Origin of the sequence: Streptomyces sp. Y7, from assembly GCF_043195415.1 — a bacterium.
Lineage (GTDB): Bacteria > Actinomycetota > Actinomycetes > Streptomycetales > Streptomycetaceae > Streptomyces.
Genome location: NZ_JBIDDQ010000017.1, coordinates 29,211 through 49,586, shown reverse-complemented (window position 1 = coordinate 49,586; position 20,376 = coordinate 29,211). Strand labels below are relative to the sequence as shown.

At 69.4% G+C, this 20,376-nt stretch carries 19 protein-coding genes; 11 read left to right on the top strand and 8 right to left on the bottom strand.

Annotated elements, in window-relative coordinates; all coding sequences use genetic code 11:
• Positions 1–55: 55 nt before the first annotated feature.
• Positions 56–1,258, bottom strand: a complete 1,203-nt coding sequence (fasR, locus tag ACGFW6_RS31235; protein ID WP_393517240.1) for a fatty acid biosynthesis transcriptional regulator FasR — start codon at positions 1,256–1,258, stop codon at positions 56–58.
• A 152-nt stretch (positions 1,259–1,410) separates the two neighbouring features.
• Here fasR and ACGFW6_RS31230 point away from each other — a divergent pair, with 152 nt between their 5' ends.
• Positions 1,411–2,064, top strand: coding sequence for a pirin family protein (locus ACGFW6_RS31230; protein ID WP_393517580.1), 654 nt, complete (start codon positions 1,411–1,413; stop codon positions 2,062–2,064).
• A gap of 82 nt (positions 2,065–2,146) precedes the next feature.
• On the top strand, positions 2,147–4,399 hold the full coding sequence (locus tag ACGFW6_RS31225; protein WP_393517237.1) for an MMPL family transporter: 2,253 nt from the start codon (positions 2,147–2,149) through the stop codon (positions 4,397–4,399).
• A gap of 7 nt (positions 4,400–4,406) precedes the next feature.
• On the opposite strand, the gene ACGFW6_RS31220 is transcribed toward ACGFW6_RS31225, so the two are convergent.
• Positions 4,407–5,222: a serine hydrolase domain-containing protein gene (locus ACGFW6_RS31220; protein WP_393517234.1), complete on the bottom strand. Its 816-nt coding sequence runs from the start codon at positions 5,220–5,222 to the stop codon at positions 4,407–4,409.
• Positions 5,223–5,241: 19 nt separating this feature from the next.
• Positions 5,242–5,712, bottom strand: a complete 471-nt coding sequence (locus tag ACGFW6_RS31215) for a GNAT family N-acetyltransferase (RefSeq protein ID WP_393517231.1) — start codon at positions 5,710–5,712, stop codon at positions 5,242–5,244.
• A 97-nt stretch (positions 5,713–5,809) separates the two neighbouring features.
• On the opposite strand from ACGFW6_RS31215, the gene ACGFW6_RS31210 reads away from it, so the two are divergent.
• Together ACGFW6_RS31210 and ACGFW6_RS31205 are read left to right on the top strand one after the other, a co-directional pair.
• Positions 5,810–6,283, top strand: a complete 474-nt coding sequence (locus ACGFW6_RS31210; RefSeq protein WP_380856448.1) for a MerR family transcriptional regulator — start codon at positions 5,810–5,812, stop codon at positions 6,281–6,283.
• Complete coding sequence (locus ACGFW6_RS31205) at positions 6,280–7,293, top strand: aldo/keto reductase (RefSeq protein ID WP_393517228.1); 1,014 nt, start codon at positions 6,280–6,282, stop codon at positions 7,291–7,293. Before ACGFW6_RS31210 ends, ACGFW6_RS31205 begins: the two co-directional genes overlap by 4 nt.
• Before the next feature lie 105 nt (positions 7,294–7,398).
• Here ACGFW6_RS31205 and ACGFW6_RS31200 read toward each other — a convergent pair whose 3' ends face one another.
• The 3 genes from ACGFW6_RS31200 to ACGFW6_RS31190 form a co-directional block, all read right to left on the bottom strand.
• Positions 7,399–8,259: a DUF4429 domain-containing protein gene (locus ACGFW6_RS31200; protein WP_393517577.1), complete on the bottom strand. Its 861-nt coding sequence runs from the start codon at positions 8,257–8,259 to the stop codon at positions 7,399–7,401.
• A 57-nt stretch (positions 8,260–8,316) separates the two neighbouring features.
• The gene (locus ACGFW6_RS31195; RefSeq protein WP_393517225.1) at positions 8,317–9,534 is read right to left on the bottom strand and encodes an alpha/beta hydrolase; all 1,218 of its coding nucleotides are present in this window, start codon (positions 9,532–9,534) and stop codon (positions 8,317–8,319) included.
• A gap of 93 nt (positions 9,535–9,627) precedes the next feature.
• Positions 9,628–10,254 carry a TetR family transcriptional regulator gene (locus ACGFW6_RS31190; RefSeq protein WP_393517222.1) on the bottom strand — a complete coding sequence of 209 codons (627 nt, stop codon included), beginning with the start codon at positions 10,252–10,254 and terminating at the stop codon, positions 9,628–9,630.
• Between the two features lie 66 nt (positions 10,255–10,320).
• On the opposite strand from ACGFW6_RS31190, the gene ACGFW6_RS31185 reads away from it, so the two are divergent.
• Together ACGFW6_RS31185 and ACGFW6_RS31180 are read left to right on the top strand one after the other, a co-directional pair.
• Positions 10,321–11,940, top strand: a complete 1,620-nt coding sequence (locus tag ACGFW6_RS31185) for an MFS transporter (RefSeq protein ID WP_393517219.1) — start codon at positions 10,321–10,323, stop codon at positions 11,938–11,940.
• A gap of 201 nt (positions 11,941–12,141) precedes the next feature.
• Positions 12,142–12,447 (top strand): small hydrophobic protein, encoded by a 306-nt coding sequence (locus ACGFW6_RS31180; protein ID WP_393517216.1) that lies wholly within the window; start codon positions 12,142–12,144, stop codon positions 12,445–12,447.
• 133 nt (positions 12,448–12,580) lie between these two features.
• On the opposite strand, the gene ACGFW6_RS31175 is transcribed toward ACGFW6_RS31180, so the two are convergent.
• Together ACGFW6_RS31175 and aceE are read right to left on the bottom strand one after the other, a co-directional pair.
• Positions 12,581–13,417: a potassium channel family protein gene (locus ACGFW6_RS31175; protein WP_393517213.1), complete on the bottom strand. Its 837-nt coding sequence runs from the start codon at positions 13,415–13,417 to the stop codon at positions 12,581–12,583.
• Positions 13,418–13,500: 83 nt separating this feature from the next.
• On the bottom strand, positions 13,501–16,248 hold the full coding sequence (aceE, locus tag ACGFW6_RS31170) for a pyruvate dehydrogenase (acetyl-transferring), homodimeric type (RefSeq protein WP_393517210.1): 2,748 nt from the start codon (positions 16,246–16,248) through the stop codon (positions 13,501–13,503).
• Positions 16,249–16,601: 353 nt separating this feature from the next.
• Here aceE and ACGFW6_RS31165 point away from each other — a divergent pair, with 353 nt between their 5' ends.
• From ACGFW6_RS31165 to ACGFW6_RS31145, 5 genes are all read left to right on the top strand, one after another.
• Positions 16,602–17,039 (top strand): DUF3052 domain-containing protein, encoded by a 438-nt coding sequence (locus ACGFW6_RS31165; RefSeq protein ID WP_380856424.1) that lies wholly within the window; start codon positions 16,602–16,604, stop codon positions 17,037–17,039.
• A 118-nt stretch (positions 17,040–17,157) separates the two neighbouring features.
• Complete coding sequence (locus tag ACGFW6_RS31160) at positions 17,158–17,616, top strand: peroxiredoxin (RefSeq protein WP_269639883.1); 459 nt, start codon at positions 17,158–17,160, stop codon at positions 17,614–17,616.
• 138 nt (positions 17,617–17,754) lie between these two features.
• Positions 17,755–18,330, top strand: a complete 576-nt coding sequence (locus ACGFW6_RS31155; protein WP_030944541.1) for a TerD family protein — start codon at positions 17,755–17,757, stop codon at positions 18,328–18,330.
• Positions 18,331–18,476: 146 nt separating this feature from the next.
• A complete protein-coding gene (locus ACGFW6_RS31150; protein WP_189696773.1) occupies positions 18,477–19,052 on the top strand; it encodes a TerD family protein in 576 nt (191 codons plus the stop codon).
• Positions 19,053–19,178: 126 nt separating this feature from the next.
• Positions 19,179–20,327, top strand: a complete 1,149-nt coding sequence (locus ACGFW6_RS31145) for a DUF475 domain-containing protein (protein WP_393517203.1) — start codon at positions 19,179–19,181, stop codon at positions 20,325–20,327.
• Positions 20,328–20,376 lie beyond the last annotated feature (49 nt).

Sequence of the window (20,376 nt, the reverse complement as noted above, 5' to 3'; positions counted from 1 at the left end):
CCGTGGGGACAAGGACGAAGAACAGCAGGGGGTTTTGTGGGGCCCCGACAAAAGCCTAGAGCTGGAGATCGCCGTCGGCCAGACGCCCCAGGATCAGCGCGATCCGCAACGTGAACGCGGAGCGTACATCGGACGGCGACCAGCCGGTGACGTCAGTCACACGTCGAAGCCGGTAGCGCACGGTGTTGGGATGCACGAACAGCATCCGTGCCGCGCCCTCCAGACTGCTCGCCTGTTCGAGATAGACGGAGAGCGTCTCCAGAAGAGCGGAGCCCGCTTCCTCCAGCGGTCTGTAGATCTCCTCCACCAACTGCTCGCGCGCGCTCGGATCGCCCGCGATGGCACGCTCCGGCAGCAGATCGTCCGCGAGCACCGGCCGCGGGGCGTCCTGCCAGGCGGAACACGCCTTCAGCCCCGCCGCGGCGGCCTGCGCGGACCGTGTCGCGGCCAGCAGATCCGGTACGACGGGGCCCGCCACGACGGGTCCGGCCGCGTACGGGCCGATCAGCGACTTGGCCACGGCGATCGGGCTGTCGCTGCCGCCCGCGATCACCACCAGCCGGTCCCCGAGCACCCCGGTCAGCACCTGGAGCTTGGCGTGCCGGGCGGCCCGCCGGATGGCCTCCACGGTCAGCTCGCTGTCCCCGTCGGGTGCCGTACCGAGCACCACGCACACATGCTCCGGCGAGTTCCAGCCGAGCGCGGCGGCCCGCGACACGGCCCCCTCGTCGGCCTCGCCGCTGAGGACGGCGTTGACGACGAGCGACTCCAGGCGGGCGTCCCAGGCACCGCGTGCCTCGGCGGCCTGGGCGTAGACCTGGGCGGTGGCGAAGGCGATCTCCCGGGCGTAGACGAGCAGCGCCTCGCGCAGCACGCTCTCGTCGCCGGGAGCGGCGACCTCGTCGATCGCCGACTCCATGACCTCGATGGTCGTGCGCACCATCTCCACGGTCTGCCGCAGCGTGATGGCCCGGGTCAGTTCGCGCGGGGCCGTCCCGAAGACGTCGGTGGAGATGGCCTGCGGCGCGTCGGGATGCCGGAACCACTCGGTGAAGGCGGCGATACCGGCCTGGGCGACGAGACCGATCCAGGAACGGTTCTCCGGGGGCATCGCCCGGTACCACGGCAGCGTCTCGTCCATCCGCGCGATGGCCTGAGCGGCGAGGGAACCGGAGGACTTCTCCAGCCGCTTCAGGGTCGCGGAGTGGGAATGGACGTCGTGCGCGGCTGCGGACTTACGGGCTTCGGGTTCGGGCACGGGGACAAGACTGCCTTATCCGGACGCGAGTGCGTGCCGGAGGGGGCTGTGCTCGACGGTTCGGTCGCCTGCGGGGCGCCTCACGCCGGTGCGGTGAGCCACGTGACCGGAGTCGGTGCGGGCCCCTCGGCAGGGCTACCGTGGTGCGCGTGATGGATGTACGGCGCGCCGCGGAGCGCTATCCGGGAGGGGATCCGGCCTCGGGCATCGAGTCGCGCCACGCCTTCTCCTTCGGCCCGCACTACGACCCCGACAACCTCCGGTTCGGCGTGCTGATCGCCTGCAACGAGGAGCGGCTCGCGCCCGGCGCAGGCTTCGACGAGCACCCGCACAGCCACACCGAGATCGTGACCTGGGTCGTCGAGGGCGAGCTCACCCACCGCGACTCCACCGGCCACGAGACCCGGGTCGGCCCCGGCGACGTCCAGCGGCTGAGCTCGGCGGGCGGCGTGCGGCACGTGGAGCGCAACGACGCCGAGGTGCCCCTGACCTTCCTCCAGACCTGGCTGGCCCCACTCACGCGGGGCGGCGACCCGGCGTACGAGATCGTCCACGGCATCGCCGACTCCACGCCGTACGCCGTCCCCGAGGCGGGCGCCATGCTCCATGTACGCCGACTGGCCGCGGGCGAGCGCACGGCCGTGCCGGACGGGGCGTACCTGTACGTGCACGTCGTGCGCGGCGCGGTGCGTCTGGACGGCGAGGAACTGGGCGCCGGGGACGCGGCACGCATCACGGACGCCAAGGACGTGGAGGCCGTGGGGCTGAGCGCGGCGGAGCTGCTGATGTGGGAGATGGCCGGGTAGCGGTGACGTTCGAGATGCCCAAGTGGTCGGGGCATCGTCAAATGGAGATCTCAAACCCGCCCGGCAGAGAAGAGCCGAGCCCATGGCACGAGGCAAGACCACAGGGGGACAGGGCGACGCCCCGAGAGGGGGACTGCGACGGCTCGGTGAGTGGTGTGCCCACCACTTCGTGATCGTGATCGTCGCCTGGGTCGTGGCGCTCGGCGTCCTCCAGGCTCTCAATCACATCCACGGCGGGGAGTACTCGGACAACTTCGCCCTGTCCGACGTGCAGTCCGAGAAGGGCCTGGACGTCCTCAAGGAGCACGATCCGCAGGCCGGCGGGTACAGCAGCCAGATCGTCATGCACGACGCGGACAAGGCCCTGACCTCGTTCGGCTCACAGATGTCGACGACCGTCTCCGACCTGCAGAAGCTGTCGCACGTACTGAGCGTGCAGAACCCGCTGGAGGCCACCTCCTCCAAGGTCGGGCCGCTCTCCTCGGACGGGAAGACCGGCTACATCACCATCCGCTTCGACGAGCAGCCCTCCCTGCTGGGCGACAGCTATCTGAACGGCGTCGACAAGGCCGTGGAGCCGCTCAGACAGGCCGGCGTCGAGGTCGAGTATGGCGGATCCCTCGGCGAGCTGGAGCGGCCCGCAGGCAACGACCGGATCAGCGAGGCGATCGGTTTCGGCGTCGCCATCGTCGTCCTGCTGATCGGCTTCGGCAGCCTGATCGCCGCCTTCCTGCCGCTGATCTCCGCCCTGATCGCGGTGGTCGGCGGACTGGCCTGCCTCGGGCTGCTCGCCCTCGCGTTCACCTTCGCCACGGTCTCGCCCACCCTCGCCACGATGATCGGCCTCGGCGTCGGCATCGACTACGCCCTCTTCCTGCTCACCCGGCACCGGCAGAACCTCATGGACGGCGCCGATCCGGTGCGCGCGGCCGGCCACGCCGCCGCCACCTCCGGACGCGCGGTCCTGGTCTCCGGCACCACGGTGATCGTCGCCCTGATGGGCCTGTGGGTGTCCGGGGTGAACTTCATCGGCCTGCTCGGCGTCGCCGCGGCCGTCACCGTCGTCTCCGCCGTCCTGGGCGCACTGACCCTGGTCCCGGCCCTGCTGGGGCTGGTCGGCCGCAACATCGACCGCTGGCACGTGCGCCGGCCCATCGCCGAGACGGAGGCCGGCGGCGACATCTCCCAGGGCACCTGGCACCGGTACGCGAAGCGCGTGGAGCACCATCCGTGGCGGTACCTGTCCGCCGGCGTGGTCACCGTCGCGGTGCTGGCCATCCCCGTGTTCTCGATCCAGCTCGGTCACATCGGCGACGGCGCCGACCCCACGTCCTTCACCGACCGGCGGGCCTTCGACCTGATGACGGACGCCTTCGGCGCGGGCTCCAACGGGCCGCTCACCGTCGTCGTGGACCAGACGAACGTACCGGACTCGCAGCGCTCCGACCTGGCCTCGAAGACCCAGCAGGCCCTGAACGACGCGTCCGGGACCGCCTTCGTCAGCCCCCTGCAGCCGACGCAGGACGGCGACGTCCTGGTCGGCACGGTCTACTCGTCGGTGTCCCCGCAGAACAAGGACACCACCGACCTCGTCAACCGCCTCTACGACCACACGCTCCCCGACGCGGCCTCCGGCACCGACGCCAAGGGCTATGTCACCGGGACCACGGCCGCCCAGGTCGACTTCCGCAACATCGTCGCCGAGCGGCTGCCGCTGATCATCCTCGTCGTGGTCGGCCTCGCCTTCCTGATCGTCCTGGCGGTCTTCCGCGGCCTCCTGGTCGCCGTGAAGGCGGCCGTCCTCAACGTCCTGTCGATCGCGGCCTCGTACGGCGTCGTGGTCGCCGTCTTCCAGTGGGGCTGGGGCGGGCCGGCCCTGGGCGTGCACGGCAAGGTGCCCATCGAGAGCTATGTGCCGATGATGATGTTCGCGATCATCTTCGGGCTGAGCATGGACTACGAGATCTTCCTGCTCTCCCGGGTGCACGAGGCGTGGAAGCGCACCGGGGACGCCAAGGACTCGGTCGCCCACGCGCTGGAGATCACCGCGCGGGTGATCACCTGCGCGGCACTGATCATGGTGAGCGTCTTCGCCGCGTTCATCATCAGCGACAACATCGTCGTCAAGATGCTGGGCCTGGGGCTCGCCGTCAGTGTGCTCATCGACGCCACGGTGGTGCGGCTGCTCATGGTGCCGGCCGTGATGACCCTGCTGGGCGAGCACGCCTGGTGGACGCCCCGCTGGCTGGACAGGATCCTGCCGCACATCGACACCGAGGGCGCCGGCGAGAAGCTCGGCGCCCTGCCGGAGCCCGGGTCGCCCCAGGACAGGTGAACCGCGGCTACAGCCCGGCCAGCACCGCGTCCGTGAACGGCGGCCACGCCTCGACGGCCCACGGCCCGAACGCCCGGTCCGTCAGCGCGACGCAGGCCGCGCGCGCGTCGGGGTCGATCCACAGGAACGTACCCGACTGGCCGAAGTGCCCGAAGGTGCGCGGCGAGGACGCCGCACCCGTCCAGTGCGGCGACTTGCCGTCCCGGATCTCGAAGCCGAGCCCCCAGTCGTTGGGGTTCTGGTGGCCGTACCCCGGAAGCACACCCTTCGTCCCCGGGTACTGCACGGTCATCGCCGCGGCGACCGTGCGCGGGTCCAGCAGCCGGGGCGCCTGCATCTCCGCCGCGAAGCGCAGCAGGTCCTCGACGCTCGACACGCCGTCCTTGGCCGGAGAGCCCTCCAGGGAGGTGGCCGTCATACCCAGCGGCTCCAGCACGGCCTGCCGCAGATACTCCGCGAACGGGATGTCGGTCGCCTTGGCGACATGGCCCCCGAGCTGTTCGAACCCGGCGTTGGAGTACAGCCGCCGCTCCCCGGGCGGGGCCGTCACCCGGTGCTCGTCGAAGGCCAGCCCCGAGGTGTGCGCGAGCAGGTGCCGCACCGTCGACCCCTCGGGTCCGGCGGGCTCGTCGAGCTCGACCGCGCCCTCCTCGTAGGCGACGAGCACCGCGTACGCGGCCAGCGGCTTGGTGACCGAGGCGAGCGGGAAGCGGTGCCCGACGGGGCCGTGCGTACCCACGACCGTGCCGTCCGCGCGTACGACACCCGCTGCCGCGGTGGGCACCGGCCAGTTCTCGATCAGTGCGAGGCTCTGCAAGGACATGCCTGTGAGCCTAAGCCGCTCAGAGCCTCAGAATCATCGTGGGGTCCGGCTTGTGGACGAAGCCGAGGCCGGCGTAGAGCGGCTCGGCCTCCGCGGACGCGGTCAGCATGACCTGTCCGGCGCCCCGCTCGCGGAACCACTCCAGCAGCTCGTCCATGCACGCGCGCGCGTAGCCCCGGCGGCGGGCCCGCGGATCGGTGGCGACGCTGAAGACGTACCCCGTCAGGCCGCGCGGATTGCCGGCCTTCCCGATCCGGTAGTCGATCGTCCCGGCCACCAGCGCGGCCAGCGCCCCCGGCAGGTCCGGATGGTCGACCACGAAGGCGGCGAAGTCCCTGTCCGCCTCGCCCAGCCTCGCCGTCAGCGCCGGCAGGGACTCGGTGTGCCAGCCCGTGGACCGGTCCCCGCCGGGCAGCGCGTCGATCATCACCTGGCGCAGCCGCAGCACCTCGGCGGCGTCCTCGGGCAGGGCACGGCGTACGAGACTCATGTCCGGCACGCTAGTCATGGCGATCGCGCGATGTCCCGCGGTTTTCTTACCGTTTCCGCTTGCTTGGAGCGCACTCCAAGGTCATAGCGTTGAGGTCATGACGGTGATGGAGACCACGAGTACCAGGACCGACAGCTGCGCCGCCCCGCCGCACCCCCACCGGCGTCCGGCAGGCCAGGACAGCTACACGATCAGCGAGGTCGTCGCCTTCACCGGGCTGACGGCCCACACCCTGCGCTGGTACGAGCGGATCGGCCTGATGCCGCACGTCGACCGTTCGCACACGGGCCAGCGCCGCTACAGCAACCGGGACCTGGACTGGCTCGACCTCGTCGGCAAGCTGCGGCTGACCGGCATGCCCGTCGCCGACATGGTCCGGTACGCCGAGCTGGTGCGCGAGGGCGACCACACCTTCGGCGAGCGCTTCGAGCTGCTGGAGACGACCCGGCGCGACGTCCTCGCCCGGATCGCCGAGCTCCAGGACACGCTCGCCGTACTCGACCGGAAGATCAGTTTCTACGCGGACGCCGGGCGTCTGTACGAGCAGGAGAAGACGGAGAAGGCCGGATGACGGACAGCAGGATCGCGACGGCACGACTGGGCGCGACCGGACCCGAGGTCGGTGTCCAGGGCCTCGGCTGCATGGGCATGAGCTTCGCCTACGGCCCCTCGGACGCGGACGAGTCCAGGGCGACCCTGGAGCGGGCCCTGGAGCTGGGCGTCACGCTGTACGACACGGCGGACGCGTACGGGGCGGGGGAGAACGAGAAGTTCCTCTCCCCGTTCTTCCGGGCCCACCGCGACGAGTTGGTGATCGCCACCAAGTTCGGTCTGGCGATCCACCCGGACGACCCGACCAGGCGGATCATCCGCAACGACGCGCCCTACATACGCCAGTGCGTCGAGGCGAGCCTGAAGCGCCTGGACGTCGAGGTGATCGACCTCTACTACATGCACCGCCGCGACGTGGCGGTCCCGCTGGAGGAGACCGTCGGCGTCATGGCGGACCTGGTCCGTGAGGGCAAGATCAAGCAACTCGGCCTCAGCGAGGTGACGGCGGCCGAGCTGCGCGCCGCGCACGCCGTGCACCCGATCGCGGCCGTGCAGTCCGAGTGGTCGCTGTTCAGCCGTGACATCGAGGCGAAGGTGGTGCCGGCCGCCCGCGAACTGGGCGTGACCCTGGTGCCGTACTCCCCGCTGGCGCGCGGCTTCCTCACCGGCTCCTTCGCCAAGGCCGAGGACCTCACCGCCGACGACTTCCGCCGCCAGCAGCCCCGCTACACCGGCGAGAACGCCGCGGCCAACGCCGCCCTCCTGGACCCGATCCGCACGGTCGCCGAGGCCCACGGGGCCACCCTCGGGCAGATCGCCCTGGCCTGGGTACAGCAGCGCGCCTCGGTCCACACCCTCCCGATCATCCCCATCCCGGGCACCCGCAGGCCGACCCGAGTGGAGGAGAACACAGCAGCGACACGGATCGTGCTGACCGAGGAGGAACTGACCGCGCTGGAACCGATCGCCGGGAAGGTGGCGGGCGACCGGTACGCGGACATGTCCTTCGCGTCCGGGGGCAGGGAGTAGAAGGCGCCGAGATCTGCAGCGCCGCAAGGGGCGCGGGGAACTGCGCGGCCGGCCCCCACCGACCCGCAGCCGCCGAACAAGCAGAACCCGGCAGCCGGCGGAGCCCTAGAGCTGCGCCAGCAACTCCGCCTTCTTCGAGGAGAACTCCTCGTCCGTCACCAGCCCCGCCTCATGCAGCTCTCCCAGATGCCGGATCCGCTCCGCGATGTCGGCCGGGTCGCGCCTCGGCGCACTCGCCGGCACCGCGGCGACCGGCCCGCTCCTGCGGACCGCGGACAGCACCGCCGCCGCGAACGGCAACGACTCGTGCACCGGCCCGTATCCGAGCCCGAACACCACGGCCGCCGGATCCTGATCCGCCTGCGCGGGCTGCCCGTCCGCCGAGTCCCGCCGCAGCAGCCGCAGATGTCCCTCGAACACCTCCGGCGACCGCCACTCCACGCCGCTCAGCTCGCCCACCGGGAAGCTCTGATCGCCGGCCTTCCACTTCGCGGAGGACGCACCAGTCCAAAACCACCTGAAACGGACAATGTTGCCGTCGAAGGATGCTTTGGCGTCATATGCCTTGAAATGCATCGGCACTTCGGGCGCCCCCACGAGGAACTCCTCGGCCGGCCCGGACTCCGTGAGCTGCGCCCGCAGTTCGTCGCCGTAGTACTCGGCCAGCGTCTCGCGCTCCGCGGGCAGCACCAGCCGGTACGGATCGCCGCCCTCCTTCAACTGCCCGGCCGCCGCCTCCAGCAGTGGATCGGCGCCCTGCCTGGGCTCGATGCGCAGCGCGACCGTCCCGCGCCTGCCCGGCGTCAGCGACACACCGGCGATCGCCGCATAGGGAACACGTCGCTCACCGAGGGCCTGAAAGAGCTTAGGTGTTCGAATCCCCCGTTCGTAACGGATGAGCACGGAGTCGGACTCGAACTCCCAGGCGGCATGAAATCCGGCCAGTACGTCACCCATGCGGCTCATCGTATGCGGCACGTGCTCCTCCGTCGCCACCCTGCGCACACCGCAATTCCTGCGCTTCTACGCGCGTCCGGCCGACGCCGTGTCGGACAAACCCGCCCGACAGGCCTCGGCATCCCGTGCGCAGCGCACCGCGTGGTACGCGCCGACCCCGATCTCGGCGAAGTTCGCCACGCTTTCCGTACCCGGCTCGAAATAGCCGCTGTGTCCCTTCGCGTCCCAGGCCGACAGCACTCGCGCGCCGAACGCCGAGGACACCGGGTCCTCCCCGTGTCCCAGCCCGCCGACCTCCAGATACGGCACGTCCTGCACCCAGTCGTCCGCGTCCCGCATCGCCCACACATGTGCGGACGTACCCAGCTGGGAGGCCCTCGTGACCCGCATCCCGGGGCTGCCGGCGACCGCTATGTCGGCCACCCGCTCGGGCAGCGCCGGCGCGGCCAGGCCGCAGAGCACCGAGCCGTAGCTGTGGCAGAACAGCGAGACGGGCGAGCCGCCGGGCAGTCCCCGCACCAGCGCGTTCAGACGCACGGCTCCGGACTGCGCCCGCATCGCCGTCGCCGAGTCGATGCCGAGCCCGTTCGGCGTGGTGTAGTCGGCCCAGGCGATCACGGCCGTACGCGTCGTGGGGTCGGCCTCGCGCTCGGCCGCGTACAGCGACTCGGCCATGCCGACCGGTGCCGTGTACTTGCGGTTGGTGCGCTGGAAGGTGAGCAGGTCGGTGTCGACGCCCGGCACCACGACCGAGATCCGCTCGGCCTTGGCCAGGTCCCCGAACACCTCCGCGGCCCGCCCCGATCCCTCCGGGTCGAAGGCGAGGATGTGCCGGTCCGGCCGCATCATGTCCTCGAAGCGATGCATACGGCGGCCCGCCTCGCGCTGTCCGTCGGGCGTGAGCCGTTTGTCGTGCATGCGTGTGAGCTCGACCTCGCGGGCGTCGTCGAGCGCGACACGGTTCGCGCGGTAGCGCAGTTCGACCGGCGCGCCGTTCATGTTGCCGACCGCGAGCGAATAGCGGTGGACGAGGCTGGTGCGCTCCGCGTCGGTGAGCGAGGCGAAGAAGCGGGCGAGCCGGGTGGGGGAGGAGTCGGCGGCCGGCAGCCGGTGCCCGGCGATGCTGCCCTGCTCCCAGGCGCTGAGCGAGGCCTGGAGCGGGGCGGCGCTGCGGTGGTGGCGCAGGGCGGTCCAACCGGTGGTCGCCAGCATCACGAACACCACGGCCAGCGCGAGAAGTGCGCGCCAGACGTTCAGTTGCGGGGAGGTGTCGAAGGAAGTCACTGGGAGGACACACTAGGAGAACGGGCGGGTCTCGCGTTAACCAAGTGACAGGTATCACGTTTCGATCACGACGTTGTGAACACGCCCATGACCTCAGTGTGTTCGCCAGCTCTCGCTGAGTGCGGGGCCCACCTGTTCGAGATGCGAGACGGTCAGTGCCCGCATCGCGTCGAGACTGAAGTCCTCTCCCGTGCTCCACTGACGCTCCGTCAGCCGCATCACTCCGCCGAACACGGCGACGGTGAGGCGCGGCCGGGGATCCGTCGCGAGGTCGACCCCCTCCCGCTCGGCGAGGATGACGGCGATCGCCTCCTCGATCTCCACGGACTTGCGCAGATGGGCGGCGAGCAGCACGGGGGTCGACTCGACCACCTGGTACATGCGCAGATACAGCTCGACCGGCGCGACGGCCTCGATCACGTCGTGCAGCGAGTCCCAGCCCTCCAGCACCGCCTGCCGCAGCGCCTCCAGGGGCGGCTCGTGGGGCGGACGGGCGCGCACCGCGTCCAGGAAGTGCGCCACCGTCATGTCCTGGAGCGCGAGGGCGGCCTCCTCCTTGCCCGCGAAGTAGCGGAAGAACGTGCGCTGCGACACATCGACGGCCGCGGCGATGTCGTCGACCGTCGTGTGTTCGTAGCCCCGACTGGTGAAGAGCTCCAGCGCGGTACGCAGCAGCGCGTCCCGGGTGCGCTGCTTCTTGCGTTCGCGCAGTGTTTCCATGGGTGTCAGTTACCGACTTGTGAATTGGTTTGTCAATTGTCAGCGGCTGTCATTAGCCTCGAACACATGACTAGTCAGACCACCATCGACAAGACGGGGTCGGGGGGCGACGCACCGGCGGTCCCGTCGGACGCGACACCGGCCAAGGGGCTGCGCGGGCACCCTTGGTTCACCCTCATCACCGTCGCGGTCGGGGTCATGATGGTGGCCCTCGACGGCACCATCGTGGCCATCGCCAACCCGGCCATCCAGAAGGACCTCGGCGCCACCTTCGCCGAGGTGCAGTGGATCACCAACGGCTACTTCCTCGCCCTCGCGGTGTCCCTGATCACCGCCGGCAAGCTCGGTGACCGCTTCGGGCACCGCCAGACCTTCCTGATCGGCGTGGTCGGCTTCGCCGCCGCCTCCGGTGCCATCGGTATGTCCGACAGCATCGCGCTGGTCGTGACCTTCCGGGTCTTCCAGGGCCTGTTCGGCGCGCTGCTGATGCCGGCCGCGCTCGGCCTGCTGCGCGCGACCTTCCCGGCCGAGAAGCTCAACATGGCCATCGGCATCTGGGGCATGGTCATCGGTGCCTCGACCGCCGGCGGCCCGATCCTCGGCGGTGTCCTCGTCGAGCACGTCAACTGGCAGTCGGTCTTCTTCATCAACGTGCCCGTCGGCATCCTCGCCGTCGTCCTCGGCGTGCTGATCCTGCTCGACCACCGCGCCGAGAACGCCCCGCGCTCCTTCGACATCCTGGGCATCGCCCTGCTGTCCGCCGCGATGTTCTGCCTGGTCTGGGCGCTCATCAAGGCCCCCGAGTGGGGCTGGGGCGACGGCAAGACGTGGGCGTTCATAGCCGCCTCGGTGATCGGCTTCGTGCTCTTCGCCTTCTGGGAGACGAAGGTCAAGGAGCCCCTGATCCCGCTGGCCCTGTTCCGGTCGGTCCCGCTCTCGGCGGGTGTCGTCCTGATGGTGCTGATGGCCATCGCCTTCATGGGCGGCTTGTTCTTCGTGACGTTCTACCTGCAGAACGTCCACGGCATGAGCCCGATCGACGCGGGCCTGCACCTGCTGCCGCTCACCGGCATGATGATCGTCGGTTCCCCGCTCGCGGGCGCGATGATCACCAAGTTCGGCCCCCGGGTCCCGCTGGCCGGCGGCATGGCGCTCACCGCGATCGCCATGTACGGCATGTCCACGCTGGAGACGGACACCGGCAGCGGCATCATGTCGGTCTGGTTCGCGCTGCTCGGACTCGGCCTCGCGCCGGTCATGGTCGGCGCCACCGAGGTCATCGTCGGCAACGCGGCCATGGAGCTGTCCGGTGTGGCCGGCGGCCTCCAGCAGGCCGCGATGCAGATCGGCGGCAGCCTCGGTACGGCCGTCCTCGGCGCCGTCATGGCCTCCAAGGTCGACAGCGACCTCGCCGGCAACTGGGCCGACGCCGGACTGCCGGCGCTCACCCCGGCCCAGGAGGCCCAGGCCTCCGAGGCGGTCCAGGTGGGTGTGGCTCCGGTCGCACCGGGGACGCCGGACGCCATCGCGGCGAAGATCACGGACGTGGCGCACGACACGTTCATCTCCGGCATGAGCCTCGCCTCCCTCGTCGCCGCCGGTGTGGCGCTCGTGGCCGTCGCGGTCGCGTTCCTCACCAAGCGCGGCGAGAACGCGGAAGCGGGAGCGGGAGCGGCGCACATCTGACGGGATCCCGGCGGAGTTCGCCCATCAGAGTGACTCCGTCGAAGATCCTTCCCCTCCGCCAAGCACGCAGGTCACAGTGGGTCAAGCCAGGGCCTGTGGCGCGCTGCCGGAGGGGGTCAGCGCGCCGCGGGCCCGACACGCAGGCATGAGTCGCGCACCGTGGGTACTCGCCAAGTCGAACGCCGAATCAGGGAGTTGACGATGGCGGGCTTCTCACACGGAACGCGCAGGCACCCCCGCTCACGTGGCCGGACGTGGTCACGGACCGGGCCGGACAGCGCGACACTGGGGATCATCGGAGCCATCTGCGCGGTCGCCGGGTTCTTCGTACTGGGCATCATCCTCGGCCCGGTGGCGATCATCTGCGGTTGGCTGTCCATGGGCCGTACCTGGTCCGGAGCCCGCCACGTCCCGGCGTTGATCGCCGTGGTGCTGGGCGCCATCGACACGCTGCTGGCGATCATCTGGCTGGCGGGGGCGGCTTCGCCGGGCACCGGGCTGTTCTGAGCGGTCCCGCTCGAAGTCCGGTGCGGTAGCGCCCCGTAAGGAGCGCGGGGCCGTATCAAGGTGCGGCTCCGCCGCGCGGGCGCGAACGGCCCCCGCTCGGCCGCGGATTGACACCGTCGTTCCGGCGGAGCGCTCAGTGCCCGGGAACGCGGGGCTTCACATCGGAAGGCGGCTGCGGGCCGTCGGTTGCCGATCGCGCCGTTCCCCGCGCGCCGGGGGTCGGCACGGTCACGTCGGCCGCGGCCGCGCCCCCCGACAGCGCCGCGACCTCCGCCCGCAGGGCCCGGACCTCGTCCGTGAGCACCCGTATGGCCTCGGTCTGGCGGCGCTCTTCGACGTCGTCCATCTCGAACCGCGCTATGAACCACGCGGCGATGTTCGCGGTGACCACACCGAGCAGGGCGATGCCGGAGAGCATCAGCCCAACGGCGAGCATCCGCCCCACCCCCGTGGTCGGGGCGTGATCGCCGTACCCCACGGTCGTCATGGTCGTGAACGACCACCACACCGCGTCACCCAGCGTCTTGATGTTCCCGTCCGGCGAGTCCCGTTCGACGGACAGCACCGCCAGCGAGCCGAACATCATCAGGCCCACCACGGCCCCCGCCACATAGGTGGTGAGCCGTATCTGGGACGCCATCCGCGCCCGCTGCCCCACCAGCAGCAGCGTCGACACCAGCCGGAGCAGCCGCAGCGGCTGTATCAACGGCAGCAGCACGGCGCCCAGGTCCAGCCAGTGCGACCGTACGAACTCCCGTCGCCGCTCGGCGAGCGCCAGCCGGACCACGTAGTCCAGCGCGAACGCCCCCCACACCACCCACTCCACCGCGAGGCACACGTCCACCACCACGCGGCTCGCGTCGGGGCGGACGATCGGCACCGCGTAGGCCACGGCGAATGCCAGGGCCAGACCGAAAAGGGGCCGCTGGGTGTGCCGCTCCCAACGCAACTGCGCCACCGCTTGCTTCATGGCGGCATCGTAGGAAATGTGAAGGGGTGGTGTATCCCCAGGTCACCCACGGGCACACCACCCCTTCGCGCTGTTGACGGCCGCTACGCGTCGCCTCCCGCGGCTCCCGGGTCCGCCGCCGAGACGTCCAGGAGCTGGTAGCGGTCGATCGCCTGCTTCAGCGCGGACCGGTCCACCTTCCCCTCCTTGGCCAGCTCGGTCAGCACCGCCACCACGATCGACTGGGCGTCGATGTGGAAGTAGCGGCGGGCCGCGCCACGGGTGTCCGCGAAGCCGAAGCCGTCCGCACCCAGCGACTGGTAGGTGCCCGGCACCCAGCGCGCGATCTGGTCCGGCACCGACCGCATCCAGTCGGAGACGGCCACGAAGGGCCCCTCGGCGCCGCTCAGCTTCCGCGTCACCCACGGCACCCGCTGCTCCTCCTCCGGGTGCAGCAGGTTGTGCTCCTCGCACGCCACGGCCTCGCGCCGCAGTTCGTTCCAGGAGGTCGCCGACCAGACGTCGGCCTTGACGTTCCACTCCTCGGCGAGGATCTTCTGCGCCTCGACCGCCCACGGGACGGCGACACCGGAGGCCATGATCTGCGCCGGGATCGAACCCGAGGCGCCCTCGCTCAGCCGGTGGACACCCTTGAGGATGCCCTCGACGTCGACGTCCTCCGGCTCGGCCGGGTGCTGGATCGGCTCGTTGTAGACGGTGAGGTAGTAGAAGACGTCCTCGCCGTGCGGGTGCTCGGCGTCGCCGCCGTACATCCGGCGCAGACCGTCCTGCACGATGTGCGCGATCTCGTACGAGTACGCCGGGTCGTAGGCGACACAGCCCGGGTTCGTCGACGCGAGCAGCTGCGAGTGGCCGTCGGCGTGCTGGAGGCCCTCACCGGTCAGCGTCGTACGGCCGGCGGTCGCGCCCAGTACGAAACCGCGCGCCAGCTGGTCCGACATCTGCCAGAACTGGTCGCCGGTGCGCTGGAAACCGAACATCGAGTAGAAGACGTAGACCGGGATCAGCGGCTCGCCGTGCGTGGCGTACGCCGAGCCCGCCGCGATCAGCGAGGCCGTGCAGCCGGCCTCCGAGATGCCGTCGTGCAGCATCTGGCCCTGCGGCGACTCCTTGTAGGCGAGCAGCAGATCGCGGTCGACCGCCTCGTACTGCTGGCCGAGCGGGTTGTAGATCTTCGCGCTCGGGAAGAACGAGTCCATGCCGAACGTGCGGTACTCGTCGGGCGCGATCAGTACGAACCGCCGACCGATCTCCTTGTCCCGCATGAGGTCCTTGAGGAGTCGGACGAAGGCCATGGTCGTGGCGATCGACTGGTGGCCCGAGCCCTTCTTCACGGTCGCGTACGTCTTGTCGTCCGGCAGTGCCAGCGGCTCGGAGCGCACCACACGCGTCGGGACATAACCGCCGAGCCCCTTGCGGCGGTCGTGCATGTACTGGATCTCCTCGGAGTCGCGCCCCGGGTGGTAGTACGGCGGGAGTCCGCTGTCCAGGTCCTTGTCCGCGATCGGCAGGTGCAGCCGGTCCCGGAAGCGCTTGAGGTCGTCGACCGTCAGCTTCTTCATCTGGTGCGTGGCGTTGCGGCCCTCGAAGTTGGGACCGAGCGTCCAGCCCTTGATCGTCTTGGCCAGGATCACCGTCGGCTGGCCCTTGTGCGCCTTGGCCGCCGAGAACGCCGCGAAGATCTTCTTGTGGTCGTGACCGCCGCGGCCCAGGTGCAGGATCTGGTCGTCGGTCATGCCCTCGACCATCGTGCGCAGCCGCTGGTCGTCGCCGAAGAAGTGGTCGCGGATGTACGCGCCGGTCTCGGTTGCGTAGGTCTGGAACTGGCCGTCCGGAGTGGTGTTCATCCGGTTGACCAGCAGGCCGTCGCGGTCCTGCGCGAGCAGCGGGTCCCAGGTGCGGTCCCAGATCAGCTTGATCACGTTCCAGCCGGCGCCGCGGAAGATCGACTCCAGCTCCTGGATGACCTTGCCGTTGCCCCGCACCGGCCCGTCGAGGCGCTGGAGGTTGCAGTTCACCACGAAGGTCAGGTTGTCCAGGCCCTCACGGGCGGCGATGGACAGCTGGCCGAGCGACTCCGGCTCGTCCATCTCACCGTCGCCGAGGAACGCCCACACGTGCGACTTGGAGGTGTCCGCGATGCCGCGCGCCTCCATGTAGCGGTTCATCCGCGCCTGGTAGATCGCGCCGATCGGGCCGAGGCCCATCGACACGGTCGGGAACTCCCAGAAGTCCGGCATCAGCCGCGGGTGCGGGTAGGAGGACAGGCCGTGGGGCGCCTTCGACTTCTCCTGGCGGAAGGCGTCCAGGTTCTGCTCGCTGAGACGGTCCAGCAGGAACGCGCGTGCGTAGATGCCCGGGGAGGCGTGACCCTGGAAGAAGACCTGGTCGCCGCCGTCGCCCTCGTCCTTGCCCCGGAAGAAGTGGTTGAAGCCCACGTCGTAGAGCGAGGCGGAGGAGGCGAAGGTGGCGATGTGACCGCCGACGCCGATGCCGGGGCGCTGGGCCCTGGACACCATGACCGCGGCGTTCCACCGGGTCGCGTTCAGGATCTTGCGCTCGATCTCCTCGTTGCCCGGGAAGAAGGGCTCGTCCCTGGTGGCGATCGTGTTGACGTAGTCCGTGCTGCGCATCTCGGGCACGGCCACGCGCTTCTCGCGCGCCCGCTCGATCAGTCGCAGCATCAGATAGCGGGCCCGCTCCCGGCCGCGCTCGTCCACGGCGGCGTCGAGGGAATCGAGCCACTCCTGGGTTTCCTCGGGGTCGAAGTCAGGAACCTGACTCGGAAGGCCGCCAATGATGATCGGGTTGCGATCTGATCCGGAAGCCACGCTGTTCCTTACCTGTCAGAGGGCCGTATTTCTGGGTGTCTGCACCGCTCCCCATCGTGTACCTCGGGGCGTCAAACGTCATCTCTACTGTGAAGTAACCGGCGCTTCGTGAACGGTGGAGTACCCACGCATGGTTCCCAAACGCACAAAGGGGGCAGATTGGTGTGGTGCGCGTCACCTTGAGACCATGAGGGTGTGCCTGGAGTTGCGGTGACACGTTCCGGATCGTCACCGTTTCGGCGGTCTGAACGGCCGGGTACTTGCGCGATCCGTCCCGCCCGTGTGGACTACGGCCAATGCTTCGCGCACGCGCGTGGCTGAGTTATTCCCAAAACATGATCAGGAGGCAACCCGTGAGCGCGACCGCGGACCACGCGGAGGAGCGGACGAGCCCTGCCGTCAGGCTGGGGTTCCAGCCCGAGCAGGTGGTCCAGGAGATCGGCTTCGACGACGACGTCGACCAGGAGCTCCGCGAGGCCATTGAGGAAGTCATCGGCGGCCAGCTGGTGGACGAGGAGTACGACGACGTCGCCGACGCCGTGGTGCTGTGGTTCCGCGACGAGGACGGCGACCTGACGGATGCGCTGGTGGACGCCACCACGTACATCGAAGAAGGTGGCTCGATCCTGCTCCTGACGCCCAAGACCGGCCGTGACGGCTACGTCGAGCCCAGCGACATCTCTGAAGCCGCGACCACGGCGGGGCTGTCGGCGTCCAAGAGCGTCAGCGTCGGCAAGGACTGGAGCGGCAGCCGGCTGGTGACGCCCAAGGCCGCAAAGTCCAAGAAGTAACCGGTGGCTGTGCCGGGTCGGGCCGAGGAGCCCGGCCCGGCCTCCTGCGCGGGGCGCGGTGGCCGCTGCATAGGGTGGGTCCCACCCGAACAGCCCCACCGAAGGGACATCCTCGACGATGGCGATCCAGGTCGGCGACAAGGCCCCCGACTTCGAGCTCAAGGACAACCACGGTGCCACCGTGAAGCTCTCCGACTTCCGTGGTTCCCAGAACGTCGTCCTGCTCTTCTACCCCTTCGCCTTCACCGGCGTGTGCACCGGCGAACTGTGCGAGGTGCGGGACAACCTCCCGAAGTTCTCCGACCGCGACACCCAGGTGCTCGCCGTCTCCAACGACTCCATCCACACCCTGCGTGTCTTCGGCGAGCAGGAGGGCCTGGAGTACCCGCTGCTCAGCGACTTCTGGCCGCACGGCGAGGTCAGCCGCGCCTACGGCGTCTTCGCGGAGGACAAGGGCTGCGCGGTGCGCGGGACCTTCGTCATCGACAAGGAGGGTGTCGTGCGCTGGACCGTCGTCAACGCCCTGCCGGACGCGCGCGACCTGAACGAGTACGTCGCGGCGCTGGACACCCTCTGATCCCTCTGGTGACCGACACCTGTGATTCTTCGGCATCAAGCCCTGCGAGCCACGGGAACCCGTCACTAGGATCGACTCGTTGATCCGATATCAAACGCACGGCGGGGCTCCCCGCCCCTGGACACCAATGGAGGACTCGTGGGAGTCAGCCTCAGCAAGGGCGGCAACGTATCACTGAGCAAGGAGGCGCCCGGCCTGACCGCGGTCATCGTCGGTCTGGGGTGGGACGTCCGTACCACGACGGGCACGGACTTCGACCTCGACGCCAGCGCGCTGCTGCTGAACAACACGGGCAAGGTCGGCAGCGACGCCAACTTCGTGTTCTTCAACAACCTCAAGAGCTCCGACGGCTCGGTGGAGCACACCGGCGACAACCTCACCGGTGAGGGCGAGGGCGACGACGAGCAGATCAAGGTCAACCTCGCGGGCGTCCCGGCCGACATCGAGAAGATCGTCTTCCCGGTCTCGATCTACGACGCCGAGAACCGCCAGCAGTCCTTCGGCCAGGTGCGCAACGCGTTCATCCGTGTCGTGAACCAGGCCGGCGGCGCCGAGATCGCGCGCTACGACCTCAGCGAGGACGCCTCCACGGAGACCGCCATGGTCTTCGGCGAGCTGTACCGGCACGGTGCGGAGTGGAAGTTCCGCGCCATCGGCCAGGGCTACGCGTCCGGCCTGCGCGGCATCGCGCAGGACTTCGGTGTGAACGTCTGAGTTCGGCATCCGGGATGTGATCGTCCAGGACACCACTGGCCGAGTCCCCCGGGCGCCGCACCCTTCGGGTGCGGCGCCCGGGGGGTGCCCCCTGCCGGGGGAGGGCAGGACAACCAAAGAAGCATCACGCGGGGAGGACCAGCATCATGGGCGTCACGCTCGCCAAGGGAGGAAATGTCTCCCTGTCCAAGGCCGCACCGAACCTCACTCAGGTGATGGTCGGGCTCGGCTGGGACGCGCGCTCCACCACCGGAGCCCCCTTCGACCTCGACGCCAGCGCGCTGGTGTGCAGCAGTGGTCGGGTACTGGGCGACGAGTGGTTCGTCTTCTACAACCAGCTCAAGAGCCCGGACGGCTCGGTGGAGCACACCGGCGACAACCTCACGGGCGAGGGTGACGGCGACGACGAGTCGATCCTGATCGACCTGTCCAAGGTGCCGGCCCAGTGCGACAAGATCGTCTTCCCGGTCTCCATCCACATGGCCGACGAACGCGGCCAGACCTTCGGACAGGTCAGCAACGCCTTCATCCGCGTCGTGAACCAGGCCGACGGCCAGGAACTCGCCCGCTACGACCTCAGCGAGGACGCCTCCACCGAGACGGCCATGATCTTCGGCGAGGTCTACCGCTACCAGGGCGAGTGGAAGTTCCGGGCGGTGGGACAGGGGTACGCGTCCGGACTCCGGGGCATCGCACTCGACTTCGGCGTCAACGTCTCATAACGCGATATGAGCAAAACCCGGCCCCCGGTGGGGTCCGGAGGGCGGCCGACTAGACTTCGGGTTCAAAGTCTTCGTAAAGCCGAGTGCGGCGCGCGGGAGCCCCGTACACATAGGATTGGGTAGCCAGTGGTTCTGAAAACCTTCGGCTGGTCGTTCGCGGTCACCGCGCTCGGCCTGGTTGCAGCGGTCCTCTTCGGGGGGTGGACCGCCCTCGGCATCGTGGCGATCCTCTCCGTCCTCGAGATCTCGCTGTCGTTCGACAACGCGGTGGTCAACGCCGGGATCCTGAAGAAGATGAATGCCTTCTGGCAGAAGATCTTCCTCACCATCGGCATCCTGATCGCCGTGTTCGGTATGCGACTGGTCTTCCCCGTCGTCATCGTCGCGATCAGCGCCCAGCTCGGGCCGATCGAGGCCGTCGACCTCGCGCTCAGCGACAAGGACCGCTACCAGGAGCTCGTCACCGACGCGCACCCGGCGATCGCCGCCTTCGGTGGCATGTTCCTGCTGATGATCTTCCTGGACTTCATCTTCGAGGACCGGGACATCAAGTGGCTGGGCTGGCTGGAGCGCCCGCTGGCCAAGCTCGGCAAGGTCGACATGCTGTCGGTCTGCATCGCGCTGATCGTCCTGCTGATCTCCGCCCTGACCTTCGCGGCCAACGCCCACCAGCACGGCGGCGCGCACGTCGACAAGGCGGAGACCGTCCTGCTCTCCGGTATCGCGGGTCTGATCACCTACATGATCGTGGGCGGTCTCTCCGGCTACTTCGAGGACAAGCTCGAAGAGGAGGAGGAACGCGAGCACGAGGCCGAGGAAGAGGCCGAGCGGGCCGGCAAGCCACGCTCCGCCGTGGCCCTGGCCGGCAAGGCCGCGTTCTTCATGTTCCTCTACCTCGAGGTCCTGGACGCGTCCTTCTCCTTCGACGGCGTGATCGGCGCCTTCGCCATCACCAACGACATCGTCCTGATGGCGCTGGGCCTCGGTATCGGCGCGATGTACGTCCGGTCGCTGACCGTGTACCTGGTCCGCCAGGGCACCCTCGACGACTACGTCTACCTGGAGCACGGCGCGCACTACGCGATCGGCGCGCTCGCCATGATCCTGCTCGTCACGATCCAGTACGAGATCAACGAGATCATCACCGGCCTGATCGGTGTCGTCCTGATCGGTGCCTCCTTCTGGTCCTCGGTGCGCCGCAACCGCGCGCTGGCGGCAGCGGAGGGAAAAGCGGAGGGCTCGGACGAGAAGACTGAGGTCTCGTCCGGGGTGTGACACCCTCGCGGTTGAGGAACGCTCTCGACGGGGCGGCCGGACGTCCGGC

Coding starts and splice junctions, on each gene's coding strand:
- ACGFW6_RS31215 (WP_393517231.1), bottom strand. CDS start 5,712: ATGAGTCTCGTACGCCGTGCCCTGCCCGAGGACGCCGCCGAGGTGCTG.
- ACGFW6_RS31185 (WP_393517219.1), top strand. CDS start 10,321: ATGACTAGTCAGACCACCATCGACAAGACGGGGTCGGGGGGCGACGCA.
- ACGFW6_RS31205 (WP_393517228.1), top strand. CDS start 6,280: ATGACGGACAGCAGGATCGCGACGGCACGACTGGGCGCGACCGGACCC.
- ACGFW6_RS31220 (WP_393517234.1), bottom strand. CDS start 5,222: ATGTCCTTGCAGAGCCTCGCACTGATCGAGAACTGGCCGGTGCCCACC.
- ACGFW6_RS31225 (WP_393517237.1), top strand. CDS start 2,147: ATGGCACGAGGCAAGACCACAGGGGGACAGGGCGACGCCCCGAGAGGG.
- ACGFW6_RS31210 (WP_380856448.1), top strand. CDS start 5,810: ATGACGGTGATGGAGACCACGAGTACCAGGACCGACAGCTGCGCCGCC.
- ACGFW6_RS31150 (WP_189696773.1), top strand. CDS start 18,477: ATGGGCGTCACGCTCGCCAAGGGAGGAAATGTCTCCCTGTCCAAGGCC.
- ACGFW6_RS31180 (WP_393517216.1), top strand. CDS start 12,142: ATGGCGGGCTTCTCACACGGAACGCGCAGGCACCCCCGCTCACGTGGC.
- ACGFW6_RS31190 (WP_393517222.1), bottom strand. CDS start 10,254: ATGGAAACACTGCGCGAACGCAAGAAGCAGCGCACCCGGGACGCGCTG.
- ACGFW6_RS31175 (WP_393517213.1), bottom strand. CDS start 13,417: ATGAAGCAAGCGGTGGCGCAGTTGCGTTGGGAGCGGCACACCCAGCGG.
- ACGFW6_RS31230 (WP_393517580.1), top strand. CDS start 1,411: ATGGATGTACGGCGCGCCGCGGAGCGCTATCCGGGAGGGGATCCGGCC.
- ACGFW6_RS31160 (WP_269639883.1), top strand. CDS start 17,158: ATGGCGATCCAGGTCGGCGACAAGGCCCCCGACTTCGAGCTCAAGGAC.
- ACGFW6_RS31200 (WP_393517577.1), bottom strand. CDS start 8,259: ATGAGCCGCATGGGTGACGTACTGGCCGGATTTCATGCCGCCTGGGAG.